16 protein-coding genes are annotated in these 15151 nt (G+C 69.2%); 8 read left to right on the plus strand and 8 right to left on the minus strand.

Going from position 1 to position 15151, the window contains the following annotated elements; translation table 11 throughout:
- Window positions 1-33 precede the first annotated feature (33 nt).
- Window positions 34-768, plus strand: a complete 735-nt coding sequence (locus tag E3O42_RS01260; protein WP_134452120.1) for a glutamine amidotransferase — start codon at window positions 34-36, stop codon at window positions 766-768.
- A 23-nt stretch (window positions 769-791) separates the two neighbouring features.
- Here the strand turns inward: E3O42_RS01260 and E3O42_RS01265 are convergent, their stop codons facing one another.
- Together E3O42_RS01265 and E3O42_RS01270 are read right to left on the minus strand one after the other, a co-directional pair.
- Window positions 792-1475, minus strand: coding sequence for a LuxR C-terminal-related transcriptional regulator (locus tag E3O42_RS01265; RefSeq protein ID WP_134452121.1), 684 nt, complete (start codon window positions 1473-1475; stop codon window positions 792-794).
- Window positions 1472-2818, minus strand: a complete 1347-nt coding sequence (locus E3O42_RS01270) for an ATP-binding protein (RefSeq protein ID WP_241984546.1) — start codon at window positions 2816-2818, stop codon at window positions 1472-1474. Before E3O42_RS01270 ends, E3O42_RS01265 begins: the two co-directional genes overlap by 4 nt.
- Before the next feature lie 113 nt (window positions 2819-2931).
- Here E3O42_RS01270 and E3O42_RS01275 point away from each other — a divergent pair, with 113 nt between their 5' ends.
- Both E3O42_RS01275 and E3O42_RS01280 read left to right on the plus strand, forming a co-directional pair.
- Window positions 2932-4527, plus strand: a complete 1596-nt coding sequence (locus E3O42_RS01275; RefSeq protein ID WP_166787855.1) for a PspC domain-containing protein — start codon at window positions 2932-2934, stop codon at window positions 4525-4527.
- A 24-nt stretch (window positions 4528-4551) separates the two neighbouring features.
- A complete protein-coding gene (locus E3O42_RS01280) occupies window positions 4552-4923 on the plus strand; it encodes a hypothetical protein (protein ID WP_134452123.1) in 372 nt (123 codons plus the stop codon).
- Window positions 4924-4950: 27 nt separating this feature from the next.
- Here E3O42_RS01280 and E3O42_RS18245 read toward each other — a convergent pair whose 3' ends face one another.
- Window positions 4951-5283, minus strand: a complete 333-nt coding sequence (locus E3O42_RS18245) for an alpha/beta fold hydrolase (protein ID WP_198414025.1) — start codon at window positions 5281-5283, stop codon at window positions 4951-4953.
- A gap of 11 nt (window positions 5284-5294) precedes the next feature.
- Window positions 5295-5708 carry an ASCH domain-containing protein gene (locus tag E3O42_RS01290; protein ID WP_166787856.1) on the minus strand — a complete coding sequence of 138 codons (414 nt, stop codon included), beginning with the start codon at window positions 5706-5708 and terminating at the stop codon, window positions 5295-5297.
- 173 nt (window positions 5709-5881) lie between these two features.
- Here E3O42_RS01290 and E3O42_RS01295 point away from each other — a divergent pair, with 173 nt between their 5' ends.
- Entirely contained in the window at window positions 5882-6097 is a 216-nt protein-coding gene (locus tag E3O42_RS01295; protein ID WP_134452125.1) for a PLDc N-terminal domain-containing protein, read from the plus strand.
- A gap of 383 nt (window positions 6098-6480) precedes the next feature.
- Here the strand turns inward: E3O42_RS01295 and E3O42_RS01300 are convergent, their stop codons facing one another.
- On the minus strand, window positions 6481-7542 hold the full coding sequence (locus E3O42_RS01300; RefSeq protein ID WP_134452126.1) for an ATP-dependent DNA ligase: 1062 nt from the start codon (window positions 7540-7542) through the stop codon (window positions 6481-6483).
- 109 nt (window positions 7543-7651) lie between these two features.
- Between E3O42_RS01300 and E3O42_RS01305 the strand changes: the two genes are divergently transcribed.
- Window positions 7652-9361, plus strand: a complete 1710-nt coding sequence (locus tag E3O42_RS01305; protein ID WP_134452127.1) for an AMP-binding protein — start codon at window positions 7652-7654, stop codon at window positions 9359-9361.
- A 342-nt stretch (window positions 9362-9703) separates the two neighbouring features.
- Here E3O42_RS01305 and E3O42_RS01310 read toward each other — a convergent pair whose 3' ends face one another.
- Complete coding sequence (locus tag E3O42_RS01310; RefSeq protein WP_134452128.1) at window positions 9704-11236, minus strand: maltokinase N-terminal cap-like domain-containing protein; 1533 nt, start codon at window positions 11234-11236, stop codon at window positions 9704-9706.
- 236 nt (window positions 11237-11472) lie between these two features.
- Here E3O42_RS01310 and ppsA point away from each other — a divergent pair, with 236 nt between their 5' ends.
- Complete coding sequence (gene ppsA / locus E3O42_RS01315) at window positions 11473-13893, plus strand: phosphoenolpyruvate synthase (protein WP_134452129.1); 2421 nt, start codon at window positions 11473-11475, stop codon at window positions 13891-13893.
- A 16-nt stretch (window positions 13894-13909) separates the two neighbouring features.
- Here ppsA and E3O42_RS01320 read toward each other — a convergent pair whose 3' ends face one another.
- Both E3O42_RS01320 and E3O42_RS01325 read right to left on the minus strand, forming a co-directional pair.
- Window positions 13910-14254: a hypothetical protein gene (locus E3O42_RS01320; RefSeq protein ID WP_134452130.1), complete on the minus strand. Its 345-nt coding sequence runs from the start codon at window positions 14252-14254 to the stop codon at window positions 13910-13912.
- Window positions 14255-14332: 78 nt separating this feature from the next.
- Complete coding sequence (locus tag E3O42_RS01325) at window positions 14333-14614, minus strand: hypothetical protein (protein WP_134452131.1); 282 nt, start codon at window positions 14612-14614, stop codon at window positions 14333-14335.
- Window positions 14615-14756: 142 nt separating this feature from the next.
- Here E3O42_RS01325 and E3O42_RS17855 point away from each other — a divergent pair, with 142 nt between their 5' ends.
- Window positions 14757-14921 carry a hypothetical protein gene (locus E3O42_RS17855; protein WP_166787857.1) on the plus strand — a complete coding sequence of 55 codons (165 nt, stop codon included), beginning with the start codon at window positions 14757-14759 and terminating at the stop codon, window positions 14919-14921.
- Between the two features lie 50 nt (window positions 14922-14971).
- Window positions 14972-15142: a hypothetical protein gene (locus E3O42_RS17860; protein WP_166787858.1), complete on the plus strand. Its 171-nt coding sequence runs from the start codon at window positions 14972-14974 to the stop codon at window positions 15140-15142.
- Window positions 15143-15151: the final 9 nt, after the last annotated feature.

The following is a 15151-nucleotide window of genomic DNA, read 5'->3' on the forward strand; positions in this document are numbered from 1 at the left end:
TGCCCTGGCTGGCTTCCTCGGTAGCATGGGGCGGTGAAGCCCTTTCTACTGCTGGCGACCCGTTCCGAGGACGAAGCCGCCGACGACGAGTACGCCGGCTTTCTGGCCGCCGGCGGCCTGTTCCCCGAGCAGCTGCACCGGGTGCGCCTCGAGGCCGCACCGATGCCGCCGATCACCCTCGCCGACTACTCCGGCGTGATCGTGGGCGGCAGCCCGTTCAACGCGAGTGACCCCGATGAGACCAAATCCGCGGTGCAGCACCGCGTCGAAAGCGAACTAGCCGGCCTGCTCGACAACGTGGTGGCAGAGGACTTCCCGTTCCTCGGGGCCTGCTACGGCATCGGCCTGCTCACCAGCTACCTCGACGGCGTCGTCGACGACACCTGGTCAGAGGTGGCTGGACCCATCGTGGTGAGCCTCACCGCGGCGGGCGTCGCCGACCAGCTGTTCGGCCGGGTCCCCCCGACCTTCCAGGCCTTTGTCGGCCACAAGGAAGCCTGCACGGTGCTGCCGACCGGGGCGGAGTTGCTGGCCACGGGGGAGGACTGCCCGGTTCAGGCGTTCAGGATCGGCCGGAACGTCTACGCCACCCAGTTCCACCCCGAACTCACCCAGGCCGGCATCCTCACCCGGCTGCGGGTCTACCACGACAACGGCTATTTCGAGCCGGATGCCTACGACGAGGTCATCGCCGCCATCGACGCTTCGATGGTGACCGAGCCGGCCACCATCATGAAGGCCTTCGTGGAGCGGTTCGGCACAGCGTAGTTCAGCCGCCCACCCGAAGGGTCTTAGAGCAGTTTGCGCGCCGTGGCCCACGCCGTGAGCTCGTGCCGGCTGGAGAGCTGCAGCTTGCGCAAAACCGCGGAGACGTGGGTCTCCACGGTCTTGGGGGAGATGAAGAGCGCACTGGCCACCTCCTTGTAGGCGTAGCCGCGAGCGATCAGCCGCATTACCTCCTGCTCCCTGGCCGAGAGCCTGTCGAGCTCGTCGGTGGTCGCCGCGGTTTCGCCGGCGACCGCGCCGAACGCGTCGAGCACGAAGCCGGCCAGACGCGGCGAGAAGACCGCGTCTCCGCCGGCCACCCGGCGGGCGGCATCCGATACCTCGGCCCCTGACGCACTCTTGGTGATGTACCCGCGGGCGCCGGCACGGATGACCGTGACGACGTCGTCGGCCGCGTCCGACACGCTCAGGGCCAGGAACAGCGTCGACGGGGCCAGCGGCGCGGCGGCCCGGATCACTTCGGCGCCGCCACCGCCGGTGCCGCCGGGCAGATGCACGTCCAGCAGCACCACCCGGGGTTGGGTAGCGACGACCACGGCGATGGCCTCGTCGACCGTCGCCGCCTCGCCGAGCACCCGCAGCGCCGGGTCCAGCTCCGAGCGCAGTCCGGAGCGGAAGATCGAGTGGTCGTCGACGATGACGACGGTGAGGTCGCAGACAGTGGCGGTGGCGGTGGTCGGGTCGGTCATGGGGTGTCTTCCTGGACGTCGAGGGGGAGGGAGAGCCGGATCTCGGTGCCGGTGCCACCCGGGCCGGGGCGTACAGAGGCGGTTCCGCCTGCCCGCTGCATGCGAGCCAGGATCGACTCGCGCACGCCCATGCGGTCGGCCGGGATGTCACCGATCGAAAAGCCCGGCCCGCGGTCGGTGACGCTGACCTCGATGGCCGTCGGCGACGACTCCACGTACACCGACACGCTGCCGCCGGCGTGCCTGGCGGCGTTGAGGATGGCTTCGCGCGCGGCAGCGAGCAACGCCTCGGGTACCTCACGGTCGACGGTGCCCACCGAGACGACGTCGACGTGCACGGCGAATTCGCGTTCGACCGTGGTGGCGATGCCGCGCAGCTCGGCGGCCAGGTCGACCGGACCGTTCGCGGCACCGGTGAACAGCCACTCCCGCAGGTCGCGTTCCTGGGCGCGGGCGAGCCTGGCGGCATCCGAGTGCGGCCCCGCCTTCTGCTGGATGAGCGCGAGGGTCTGCAGCACCGAATCGTGCAGGTGCGCGGCCATCTCGGCCCGACCGGCCTCACGCTCGCGGGCTGCGCGCTCGTCGGAGAGGTCGCGCGTCAGCCGCACCGCCCAGGGGGCCACAACCACCGCGACCCCCACGAGCACCGACATGGCGGCCACGACCACGGTCCAGACATTGGGTTGCTCACTGGTGACGAAGAACAGCAGGATGCCCAGCGCCACCAGGACCAGCGCCCCGAGGGCGCGCACGAGCATGCCGGAGCTGCGGGGACCGGCGCCGCTGCGCAGCTCGGCGAACTGGCGCCAGGCCAGCCCGGTGCCGGCGAGCGCCACGATCGCGGGGATGATGGCATCCAGCGGCAGTTCGGCGCCGAGCCGGTTGGCGATCAGCGCGCCGGCCGTGCCGACGAGCGCGAGCCCCAGGAGGATCTCGGTCACCGGCGCGCGATGGGGCTCCCCGCCGCCGGCATCCGCCGCTGCGTCGGCCGTTGCGACAGTCGGACCGGAGGTCGCGCCGGGGGACGGGTCGCGCAGCTGGGTGCGGGTGTCGGGCAGGGTCGCGTGGGAGCCGGTGAGCGCGGCCTTGGGCAGAGGGTCCCGGCGCGCATCGCTGCCGGCCGCGCCATCCGCCGATTCGTCGGGGGTCGTGGCCCACAGCCAGCCGTAGAGCAACACCCCGGCGCCGCCGCACAGGGCAAGAACGAACGTCACGGTGCGCACGAAGGTGACGGGAAGGCCGGAGTGCCGGGCGAACCCGGCGCACACGCCGGCCACGATGCGCAGGCGTGGCCGCACGAGGTGCCCGGTGAAACGGGGATCGGTGGGACGCAGCTGGGTCACTGCACCATCCAAGCACCCATGAAGTGCTCACTCGCACCCCGAATCGCATGGTCAGGGTGGAATCAGGGTCTTCCCCCATGGCCGGGCCCGCCGCGCGGCAGCAAGATGGAGTCATGACCGAGACACCGTCCTACAACCCGCCGCCAGCCCCGTACGGCGCTCCCAGTGCCACCCGGCCGCCCCAGGCCCCGGGCGGCGCCGCGTTCTTCGACTGGGTGCGTGGCCTCGGCTTCGTGCGCGGCCAGGACCGCTGGCTGGCCGGCGTGTGCGGGGCGATAGCGGCACGCACGGGACTCGACCCGCTGATCGTGCGCGGCATCGCCGTTGTGATCGCCATCCTGGGTGGTCCGATCTTCTTCCTCTATGCGGTGGGCTGGGCGCTGATGCCCGATGAGTCCGGCCGCAGCCTGGTGGAGCAGGCCGCCCGGCAGGTCTTCGAACCGGCCATGATCGCCGTCGGTGCCCTGTTGTTCTTCACCTTCGTCCCGTGGATGCAGGGAATCTGGTGGCAGGGACCGCCGGAGGTCTGGGGGATGCCCGGGTGGCTGGAGGTGCTGCTGCGCACCAGCTGGGCCATCGGGCTCACCGCGGGCATCATCGTGCTGGTGATCTACATCGCCAAGCGGGTGCCCTCCCCGCGCAGCCGGCCGGCCGGCTACCCGGCGAGCAAGGCTGCTGGAGGGTACCGGCCCAGCGCCGCGCCCCAGCCGCCCACGGCGCCTCAGACGGCCACAGCTCAGCCTGCCACAGCTCAGCCGACCACTCAGTCCGAGTCGGCGAGCACGTCCCAGCCGACCCCGACCGCGACCTTCATCCCGCCGATTCCGCCGGTGCCGGAGTCGCCGGCCCCCGCCGGCCCGTCACTCTGGGATGACCTGACCGGTAAGTCCACGCCGGCTGGATCAGCGCCCTACGGCTCTGCGCCGTACGGTTCCGCTGCCTACGGCTCTGCGCCCGCCGGCTCCGCTGCCGCCGGCTCCGCTGCCGCCGGCTCCGCCGCCCCGTACGGGTCGGACCCCGGCCGGCCCGCTCCCGAAGCCGCCTTCGACCCCCACACCTACCGGGCGATCCATCGCCGCAAGCACCTGGGCGCCGGTTTCATCTCGGTCGTCGCCGGACTCGCCCTCAGCGCTGGGGCCCTCGCGGCATCCTTCGTGGCCGACGGGGCCTGGTCGAACAGCGCCTTCCTCGTGGGCGCCTCCGCCGCGCTCGCCGTGATCGCCCTGGGCATCGTCGTGGCCGGTGTGCGGGGCAAGGAGGGCGGTTGGCTGAACTTCTTCAGCTTCGTCCTGGCCGCTGCCATGGCGTGGACCGCCTTCATCCCCGTGGGAACCGACGTGGTCCCCTTCGGCGATCCCACCTGGCAGTACAGCACCAGCAGCCCCACCGGCTTCGCAATGATCGCCGGCGCACCCGTGATCGACCTGTCGGATGTCGACACCGCGCCGGCCAGCGCCGACCACACCGTTGACGTCTGGATCGCGTTCGGCGACGTGGAACTGCTGTTGCCCGACAACCGCACCGTGGCCGTTGAGGCCAGCAGCCTCGCCGGCGGGGTCGACTACACGGGCATCGACGACCTCGACCGGGGCGGTGTGCTGTTCTACGACTATCGTCTCGTTGCCGACGGCAGCGGCACCGGCGTCACGACAGTCCGGGTCTGGACGCTCTTCGGCCAGGTCACCATCAACCAACCGGCACTGCGCTAGCCATCAGCCTGCAAGGAGAACACCATGACCCACCCGAACAACCCCACCGCCGGACCGGACAGGCCCACCGGCGCACCGGACAGCGAACCGACGACGCCGCTCTCCACGACTCCGCCGACGCTGGTGAAAACGACGCCGCTTAAGACGCCGCCGCAGGACACGACACCAGCGACAGATCCGGCCTCCCCAACGGCCGACCGGCTGCCCAGGCGACGGCCGCTCTTCGCGACCATCCTCTGGGGCGCCCTGATGCTCGCGCTCGCGGCTTTCACGGCGGCCCGTGAGCTGGTGCCGGGCGGGTTCGACCTGGTCACCTGGCTCCTCGCGGCCGTCGTGGGAATCGGGCTCCTGCTCGTCGGCGCCGGCATTGCCGCCGCATCCCGCCGCGCCGGCTGACCTCGACGCCGGCAGCGGGAGTGAGTGTTATTCGGCGAGGAACGCCAGGATGTCCTTGTCCAGAGCGGCCCGGTAGTCACCGTAGACGGCAGTCTTGAGCGAGGCGGCCCCGATCGGAACGATCTGGTCGTCGTCGCCGTGGGCGATGAAGGTCGGCACATGCAGCCTGAGCTCAACCTGCCAGACATCGGAGCTCAGGGGCCAGCCGTGGCTGAGCAGCACCGCCTGGCCGGTGCCCCGCTCGGTGTAATAGATCTCGGTTCCGCCGGCGTCGGCGATCATGCCCCGGGACGGCATCGAGATCCAGCCCCGGCGCCGAAGGTTCGGCTCCTTTTCTTCTTCAGTTTCTCCTGGCGTCACTCGACGCTGAGCTATACGACCCTGAACACCTTGCTGATCACGGGTTCGGCATCCGTCAGCTGCCAGTCGGGCTCGCCGAGGTGGGTGCGGACGGCGGGAACCAGCGTCTCCCAGTAGTTGCGGTGAACCGTGCGCCAGTGCTCGAGCGTCGGCGCCTCGTGCTTCGCCTGCTCGAGGGTGACCTCGCGAACTGTAGTCTCCACAACCTCGAGGATCTCGAGCACGGCGACCCGGGTATTGCCGGAGTCGACGAGGGCATACAGAGAGCCCACGGTGGGCAGCGCCTCGTCGGTCATCTCGTAGGCGACCCGCAGGTTGGAGGACCCGGTCTTAGCCCCCGACATGACCAGGGCCACCATCAGTTCGCGGAACTCGCCCGGTTCGCCGAACACGAGCGGGGGAAGGTTGGCGATTTCGGCGTGCATGGTGGCTTCTTTCCCGAGCGCCCGCGTCTGCGCGCGCGGTATGACAACACCAGCATAAGCGCGACTGACAGCTCCGAATCCCCGGCTCGTCGCGCGGGTGGTGCACCGGTGGCATGATGCGACTAACGCGCGCCGCCAGTTCCGGAGCCGCGCAACGACGATGGGAGAGAACCATGGCATCACGGAAGTGGAGCGAGATGACCGGTGGCCAGAAATTCGGCGTCGTGGCCGGGGGGATCGTGCAGCTGGTTCTGGCCGGGCTCGCCTGGAGCGACCTGGCGCACCGGCCGGCGAAGAAGGTCAACGGCCCCAAGGGCGTCTGGGCCGCCGTGATCGCCATCAACTACGCCGGCCCCATCGCCTACTTCATTGCCGGCCGCAAGGACTAACCAGCGGGCAAGCAGCACGTCGTTTGCAAACGTCCCGCCTTCGATTCCAGCAGGATGGCGGGAAGTCTGCAAACGACCGCTCGCGACCCTGGTCGGCCCGCCGCGTGCGTGCCGCAGCGGCCCAGTCGCCGTCGAAGAGAAAGTTGTTCGCAGTGTAGAGCTCCTCCACCGCGGGCGACGTTGCGGGGGAAAAGTGCGGTGTCGGTCATCGGAGGTCCTACCGTGGTCGTCATCGGATGCTCGAGGCGGCGCGCAAGCACGACCAAACAGCGGCACTGGTACTGCCGCTGGGATCCTCCCGGAGCGTTCTCTCGAGGTGATGCAACCCTGGGCACGCCTCAGACAGCCCGGTGGAATGCGACCCGCCGTTACGTCACACCCCGTCATTCGCCGGCCGGTTGGTCAAGCACGTCGCCGAGGTCGTAGGCGATCGGACGTTCCAGCTGGTCGAAGGTGCACGACCGGGCGTCCCGGTCCGGTCGCCACCGCTCGAACTGCACGGTGTGCCGAAACCTTTCGCCCTCCATGTGGTCGTAGCGCACCTCGAGCACCCGGCTGGGCCGTAGCAGCACGTATGAGGTGTCCTTGTTCGCCGAGAACCGGTTGCGCTCGGTCTCCCCGGTGACCACGGTGCCCTCCTCGTCGTGCAGCACCAGCGGTGCCAGCTCGTCGATCAGCCGCAACCGCCAGGCATCACTGAACGCGGATGCCCCGCCGACGCTGTGCAGTTCGCCGTCGTCGTCGTAGAGGCCGAGCAGCAGCGATCCCACGCCGCTGCCGCTCACGTGAAGGCGGTAGCCGAGCAGCACGACATCCGCGGATCGGTGGTGTTTCACCTTGAACATCGACCGCTTGCCCGGCGCATAGACGGCCGCGAGCGGCTTGGCGATGATGCCGTCCAGGCCAGCGCCCTCGAATTCGACCAGCCACCGGCGGGCAAGGGCGACGTCGCGCGTGGTGCGGGTGAGGTGGATGGGGTCGCCCAGCGCCCCGACCAGGTCTTCGAGGGCCGCCCGGCGCTCAGCGAAAGGGGTGTCGAGCAGGCTGTGGCCGCCGCGGGAGAGTAGGTCGAAGGCGACGAAAGTGGCCGGGGTCTCGTCGGCGAGGCGGCGCACCCGGCTGGCCGCCGGGTGGATCCGCTGCGACAGCTGTTCCCAGGAGAGGTGTTCGCCGCCCGGGTCTCCGGTGCGCAGCACGATCTCGCCGTCGAGCACGCAGGGCTCCGGCAGCAGGTCTTCGAACGCGTAGGTGAGTTCGGGAAAGTACCGGGTGAGCATCTTGGAGCCGCGGCTGGCGATGGTGCTGCTGGTGCCGTCGAACGTGACGATGCTGCGGAAGCCGTCCCACTTGGGCTCGTAACTGAGCCCGCCGGGCACGCTGTCCGGTTCAGGAACCGTGTCGACGGCCCTGGCGAGCATGGGGGAGACGGCTGTTGCGACTGACATGCCCGCAGTCTGGCCCGCTTCGCGGCTGCTGGACACCCTCGCTGCACATATTCCCAGCCGGATGGTCGTCCATGCCACTGAAGGCATCCACGGTGAGGAAAATGGAAGGATGACTGAGCGCTCGAGTACCACCACCTTCCGCCGCGCCCGCGACCAGCTCCTCGAGCTGCGCAGCGACCACCGTGGCGCGTCCGCCGCCTTCGTCTGGCCGGATGTCGGCGACAGCTTCAACTGGGCCACCGACTGGTTCGACGTCATCGCCACCGGCAACGACAAGACTGCCCTGTGGATCGTCGAGGAAGACGGTCGCGAACTCAGGGTCAGCTTCGACGCGATGGTCACCCGCTCCGACCAGGTCGCCACCTGGCTCGTGCAGCACGGCGTCGCCAAGGGCGACCACGTCATGCTCATGCTCGGCAACCAGGTGGAGCTCTGGGAGACCATGCTCGCCATCCTGAAGGTCGGCGCGGTCATCCTGCCCACCTCCACGGTGCTCGGCACCTCCGACCTGGCCGACCGGGTGCTGCGCGCCGGCGTGCAGCACGTGATCGCCAACGCCGAGGACACTGCCAAGTTCGACATCGTTGCGGGCGAGTTCTCCCGCATCTGCGTTGGCGAGCCGAGGGCGGGCTGGACCAGCTACGCCGACTCCCACCGCGCCACGGCCGACAAGGTCGACGTCGCCGTGTCCTCCTCGGACCCGTCGTTGATCTACTTCACCTCCGGCACCACGAGCAAGCCCAAGATGGTGGTGCACAGCCAGACCTCGTACCCCGTCGGGCACCTCACCACGATGTACTGGCTGGGCCTTCGCCCCGGCGACGTGCACCTGGCCATCAGCTCGCCCGGCTGGGGCAAGCACGCCTGGAGCTGTTTCTTCTCGCCGTGGATCGCCGAGGCCACGGTGTTCATCTACAACTACTCGAGGTTCAACCCCGGCGCGCTGGCGCACCAGCTGCACCGCGCCGCCGTCAGCACCTTCTGCGCGCCGCCGACAGTGTGGCGCATGCTGATCCAGGCGGATGTCGGCGCCAAGCCGGACAGCCTCCGCGAGATCCTCTCGGCGGGCGAACCGCTGAACCCCGAGGTCATCAACCAGATTCAGCGCGCCTGGGGCCTGACCATCCGGGACGGCTACGGCCAGACCGAGACCACCGCGATCGTGGGCAACGTGCCCGGCTCGGTTCTGAAGGCCGGCTCGATGGGGATGCCGCTGCCCGGTGTGGCCGTGGTGCTCGTCGACCCGATCACCGGGGCCCTCACCGAGGAGGGCGAGATCTGCCTGGACCTCACCTCGCCCGCGGTGAACCTGATGTCCGGCTACCACGGCGACAACATGCGCAGCGCCGAAGTGCTCCGTGACGGCTACTTCCACACCGGCGATGTCGCCGTCCGCGACGAGAACGGCTACCTCACCTTCGTCGGTCGTACCGACGACATCTTCAAGTCCTCCGACTACAAAATCTCGCCGTTTGAGGTGGAGAGCGTGCTGATAGAGCACCCCGCCGTGATGGAGGCCGCCGTCGTGCCCGCCCCCGATGACACCCGGCTGAACATCGCCAAGGCCTATGTGGCCCTGGCGGCGGGCTGGCCGCCGGACGCCGACACGGCCCTCGCGGTGCTGCGGCACGCGCGCAACGGCCTGCCGCCGTACATGCGGGTGCGCCGGGTGGAGTTCTTCGAGCTGCCCAAGACCAACTCGGGCAAGATCCGCCGGGTGGAGCTGCGGGCGCGGGAGAACGAGGCCGCGGCCGCGCACGTGCGGCTGGCCGATGAGTGGCGCGACGACCAGTTCCCGGAGCTGAAGAAGCGGTCGTAGCCCCGGCAGGCCCAGCGGTGCGGGCGTTGGGCGGGTATGTTTCCCGTAGAGCGCGACCCTGGCCTGTGACGGGAGCCCAGATGAGTCACCGGACCGAAGTCGTCCCCCGGGCCGTCCTCGACCGGATCCGGAATTTCTCCGACCGCGTCAGGAATGGCGGCGATTGTTCTCCGAGCCGTACGGCACCCTTTTCCCTGACGGCGGGTCTCCGGCAACATCCTCGTGCAGTTGATCGGCGCGACCCTCGCTCGACTCTTCCTCACCGCCGTGATCGGGGTGTCCGCGAGCTCGTGGCCGTGATCCTCGGCACGACCTCGGTGGCGCAGAACGGAAATGCGACCGTTAGCCGTTGTGGTGTGCCGGTGCGGCGGATGCGTGGGTGGAACGATCCTGCGCGGCGTGGCGGGGCGCGGAGGCGCTGAACCCCGCATGCTCGGCCAGGCGTCGTACGGCCCGCAGCGGGATCGGCAGCCAGGACGGCCGGTTGCGGATTTCGTAGACGCTCTCGTAGATAGCCTTGTCGAGCTCGAACGCGGCCAGCAGGGGCTCCTGGCCGGCGAGGGAGTTGCCTGGGAAGGCGTCGCGGTAGCCCCGCAGGAAGGCCGCCCTGGCGCTGGCCGCCCACACGCCGGCCCCCGATTCCGCCGCCGGATCCTGCCGGCCGATGGTGGCTCCCACGTAGTCGAACGAGCGCAGCATACCGGCCACGTCCCGCAGCGGGATGTCGGGCAGGGAACGTTCGGAGAGCGGCCGGAGCGGCTCACCCTCGAAGTCGATGAGGACCCAGCCGCGACCCGGCACGTCGAGCACCTGGCCGAGGTGGTAGTCGCCGTGGATGCGCTGCAGCTGCGGCCAGGCGGCTGCCTGTGCCCTGGCGAAGACGGCGCCGATCGCGTCGCGGTAGCCGGCGAGCTCCGGAACCTCCCGCGCCGCCAGGCGATAGCGTTCCCGCATGCTTCCGCACAGTTGGTTCACCACGTCGTCGGTGGCGTTCACGGTGGGAAACGCCCGTGCGAGGTCCCGGTGCACGGCGGCCGTCGCGGCACCGAGGGCGTGGGCCGGCCCGTCGAAGTCCTCGCCGGCTTCGGCGGCGCCGAGCGCCACCCGCCAGGCGTCTTCCACGCCGGGCAGGAACTCCTGGACGAACACGAGATGGCCGCTGTGCTGCGTCGGGGAGAGCGGTGCCGTCCAGTCGCCCGAGATGACACCGATCGGCTCCGGAACGAACCGCGAACCGACGCCGGCGAGGGCCGACTGCACCGAGACATCCGGGTTCTGGCCGTCGGCAACCACCCTGAACACCTTGCAGATAACCGGCCGGCTGGTGCGGCCGAAACTATCGGCGAGGTCGACGATGATGGAGGTATTGGACTGTTCACCGCTGAGCACGCGGCTGGCCGTGACCGAGAGTCCGGTAAGGGCGACTGCGCCGGCCGGCGCACCGCCGGCGAGGGTGGCTCCGAGGATCTCGCCCCGTGCGCCGACACCCGTCGGAGCCGCGGCTCCCGTGCCGCCGGCGAGGATGAAGGCGAGCAGGGCAGCGGCATAGGCCGGATCGTGGGTGGCGTCGTAGACGTACCGGGGACGTCCGTCGCCGTCGGTGGTCTGCTCGATGAGGGCCTGGGCGGCGGTGTCCGGCAGGGGCGCCGGGCGCTTGGTCAGTGGCAATTGGTACAGCGTCGAGTACCGGCTGGCCGTGTCGAGCACCAGGTGGCAGGCGATCCGCACGTCGGGCTCGGCGGTGGGCAGCGTCCAGAGGCCGATGCTCCGCAGCACGGGGCTGTGGCCCTTGCCGGCGAACCAGCGTTGGTCGGTCACCCATCGGTCGAGGTTTGCGGGAAGGTCGAAATCCGTGCCGACGCTGGCGTGCTCCATGACGCTCAGCGTACCCGCACCTGTCACTCAGGGGTCGCAGGGTGTACTTCCGTCACGGAGGAGCTGCGCCCCCGCAGGATAGAGTGCCTCTGCGATCCGCAGATCCCGGACGAAAACCCCTCCACCGACTGACCACCTCACCGACAGCACGGCGGCTTCGGGAACGCTAGCAGCATCCGCTCGGGCGCAGTACGTTGCGGCTGAGGCGTGCGGATGCGTCGAATTCGGGAGGGCTCATGCGTGGTCGCGAAGTGGTCTGGTTCAATTCCATCGGCCTGACGGACATCCCGCAGGTCGGCGGCAAGAACGCCTCCCTCGGCGAGATGGTGCGCTCGCTCTCGGCCCGCGGCGTGCGGGTGCCCAACGGCTTCGCCACCACCGCGGATGCCTTCCGCGCGTTCATCGACGCCAACGGACTGGAATCCGTGATCCGCGAGCAGTTCGACCGCTACCACTCTGGTCGGGCATCCCTGCGCGAAACCGGCCAAAACCTGCGGGAGGCGTTCCTGGCCGGCGAGTTCCCTGCGGCCATCGCCGACGACATCAGGGTGTTCTACCGCACCCTGTCCAGGGACGCCGAGGTGACCAACCTACCCGTCGCCGTGCGCAGCAGCGCCACCGCCGAAGACCTGCCAGACGCCAGCTTCGCGGGCCAGCAGGAGACCTTCCTCAATGTGAGCGGTGAACGCGACCTGCTCGACGCCTGTCGGCGCTGTTACGCGTCGCTGTTCACCGACCGGGCCATCAGCTACCGCGAGGTGAAGAAGTTCGACCACCTCGACGTGGCCCTGTCGATCGGGGTGCAGCGGATGGTGCGCAGCGACCTCGCCGGCTCCGGCGTGATGTTCTCCATCGACACCGACACCGGCTTCCCCGGCGCCGCCGTGATCAGCGCGGCGTGGGGCCTGGGCGAAACCGTCGTACAGGGCGCCGTCGACCCGGACAAATACCTGGTCTTCAAAGCTCTTCTCGACGAACCGGACTACGAGCCCATCATCGAGAAGACCCTGGGCCGGAAAGATCGCAAGATGACCTACGCCGAGGGCGGCAGCGCACGCACCCGGGTGATCGACACTCCGGAACGGGAACGCCGGGCGTTCGTGCTCAGCAACGCCGAAATCGTGCAACTCGGGCGCTGGTCGGCCATCGTCGAATCCCACTACGGCCGGGCGATGGACATGGAATGGGCCAAGGACGGCCTCACCGGTGAGCTGTTCCTCGTGCAGGCGCGCCCGGAGACGGTGCACTCGCAGAAGAGCCTGACCCGGTTCTCGGTGAGCCGCCTGACCGAGACCGGACCGCTCCTGATCTCCGGGGTGGCCATCGGCGACAGCATCGCCTCCGGATCGGCCTGCGTCATCCGGGACCCCGCCGACATCGAGAACTTCCGCGACGGCGCCATTCTGGTGACCGAGATGACCGACCCGGACTGGGTGCCCATCATGACGCGGGCGGCGGGCATCATCACCGATCACGGCGGCCCCACCAGCCACGCCGCCATCGTCAGCCGTGAACTCGGAGTGCCGGCCGTGGTCGGCACCCGCAATGCGACCGAGGTGCTGGCCGAGGACGCGCCCATCACGATCTCCTGCGCCGAAGGCGACGAAGGATTCGTCTATGCGGGCATCCTGGCCTCCGAGACCGAACAGATCGACCTGGGCGCCGTGCCGATCACCCGCACCCAGGTGATGGTCAACATCGCCAGCCCGGCCGCGGCCTTCGAATGGTGGCGGCTGCCCACGGCCGGGGTGGGGCTGGCGCGGATGGAGTTCATCATCAACAACCTCATCAAGATCCACCCGATGGCGCTGGTACATCCCGAGCGGGTCACCGACCCGGCCGTGCTGCGCCAGATCACCGAGCTCACCCGCGGCTACGACGACCTCGGCGAGTACTTCGTGAACACCCTGGCGCTGGGGATCGCGAAGCTGGGGGCGCCGTACTACCCGCATCCGGTGATCGTGCGGCTGAGCGACTTCAAATCGAACGAGTACGCGCACCTCATCGGCGGAGACGTCTTCGAGCAGGCGGAGGAGAACCCGATGCTCGGCTTCCGTGGGGCATCCAGGTACTACGACGCCAAGTATGCCGAGGGTTTCGCGCTGGAATGCCGGGCGCTCAAGCGGGTGCGCGAGCGGATCGGCTTCAGCAACGTGATCGTGATGGTGCCGTTCTGCCGCACCACCACCGAGGCCGACAGGGTGCTCGCCGCGATGGCCAAGAACGGTCTGGTGCGGGGCGAGAACGGGCTGCAGGTGTACATGATGTGCGAGATCCCGGCCAACGTCATCTTGGCCGAGCAGTTCGCCACCAGGTTCGACGGCTTCTCGATCGGCTCCAACGACCTCACCCAGCTGGTGCTCGGTGTCGACCGGGACTCCGGCGCCCTGGCGGCGCTCTTTGACGAGCGCAACGAGGCGGTGACCCGGATGATCAGCGAGGCCATCGACAAGGCCCACGCGGCCGGCATCAAGATCGGCATCTGCGGGCAGGGGCCGAGCAACTACCCCGATTTCGCCGAGTTCCTGGTGGGCGAGGGCATCGACTCGATCTCGCTCAACCCGGACTCGTTCCTGAAGACCGTGCATCGCATCAAGGAGGCCGAGATGGTGGGGGCGACCGGCGAATGGCCCACGTCCACCAGGGCAAGCATGTGAGCCGGGGCGTTGTCCGTTATGCGCTGTCCTCGTCGGGATGCAGTTCGGTTCCGTCGAGCACGGCGCGTTCGTAGTCGGCCTCTGCGGCGTCGGCGACCTGCCGGGCGGCGATCACGCGCTCGGTGATCCGGTGTTCCACGGCTTCGGCCATCGCCACCTCGTCGGGGGAGGCGTTGGCCAGCAGGTCCTCGAGAACGTCGGGATCCCGGTGCATGGCTTCGATCGCGGACACCTCGGCGCGGGCCACCGCCGCCCGGCTGCGAAGGAAGGTGATCCGCGCCTCCCATCGGCCGTTTTTCCCCTGGCCGTCGTTCCCGTGCCCGCCGCGCCCCTGGCTGGGTTCATTCTGGTTCTCGCTCACGGCACCTCCCTTGTCGGTGGGAGCCTAGCGCCGCATCCGGCCGCACGGAATGCGGGCACCGGGGCGCCACCGGGGGAGTTAGTCGTAGGCGCGCAGCAACTTCCAGCGGCCGCCGCCGTCGTCGTGCTGGATGTCGAAGACGAGCGAGGTGCCGTCGTCGGCGGTGCCCTGGCAGCGCCAGGCGGCCACCGGTTTGGGCGGGTGGGTGAGGAAGTGCAGCAGCTCGTCTGGCAGCGACACCGACGCCGTCAACGGGGTGGGGGTGTCGGTCACCCTGAACCGGCGGGCGCGCCAGACCAGGCGAACCGGAGAACCCTCCGGTGATACCCAGACTGCGACGGTTTCGTTAATCAGACTCATGGCACATCACCTCAACAGATAGAACGTATGTTCGAAGTTTACCCCTCCGGGTGTGGCAACGCGAGATCGAGTTGCCCCGGTGCGGACGACTCGCCTTGTGATCACCGGCGCCGGGTGCACAGTCGTCGGAGATCACCGAGACGTGCTCAACCGAGACGTGCTCAACCGAGACGTGCTCGACCCAGACGTGCTCGGCCCAGACGAAGGAATCCAGCGTGCAACCGATCACCCCTGCCTCTGGTTCGACGACACGGCCGAAGAAGCCGCGACGCTCTCACCGTTCCTCGCCAAGGTCGTCGCGCGGTGAGCGCCGGCGTTCCTGGGCGGCATCGGCCTGTTGTCGACGTTCGTAGCGTTGTGGATCGCCTCACTGTCACCGGCGGACTCACCATCGAGGGTTGGCAGTCCTGGATCCTGGCCGCGCTGGTGGTCTGGCTGAGCACCGCCGTGGCGACGCTCCTGCTGCCGCTGGTGTTCCTGCGTGAGGCGATGGACAACCGCGGCGAGGCAGCCCACCCGAACTCGTGACGCCAGGCG

It is taken from the genome of Cryobacterium adonitolivorans (assembly GCF_004402695.1).
In the GTDB taxonomy this organism is placed as follows: domain Bacteria; phylum Actinomycetota; class Actinomycetes; order Actinomycetales; family Microbacteriaceae; genus Cryobacterium; species Cryobacterium adonitolivorans.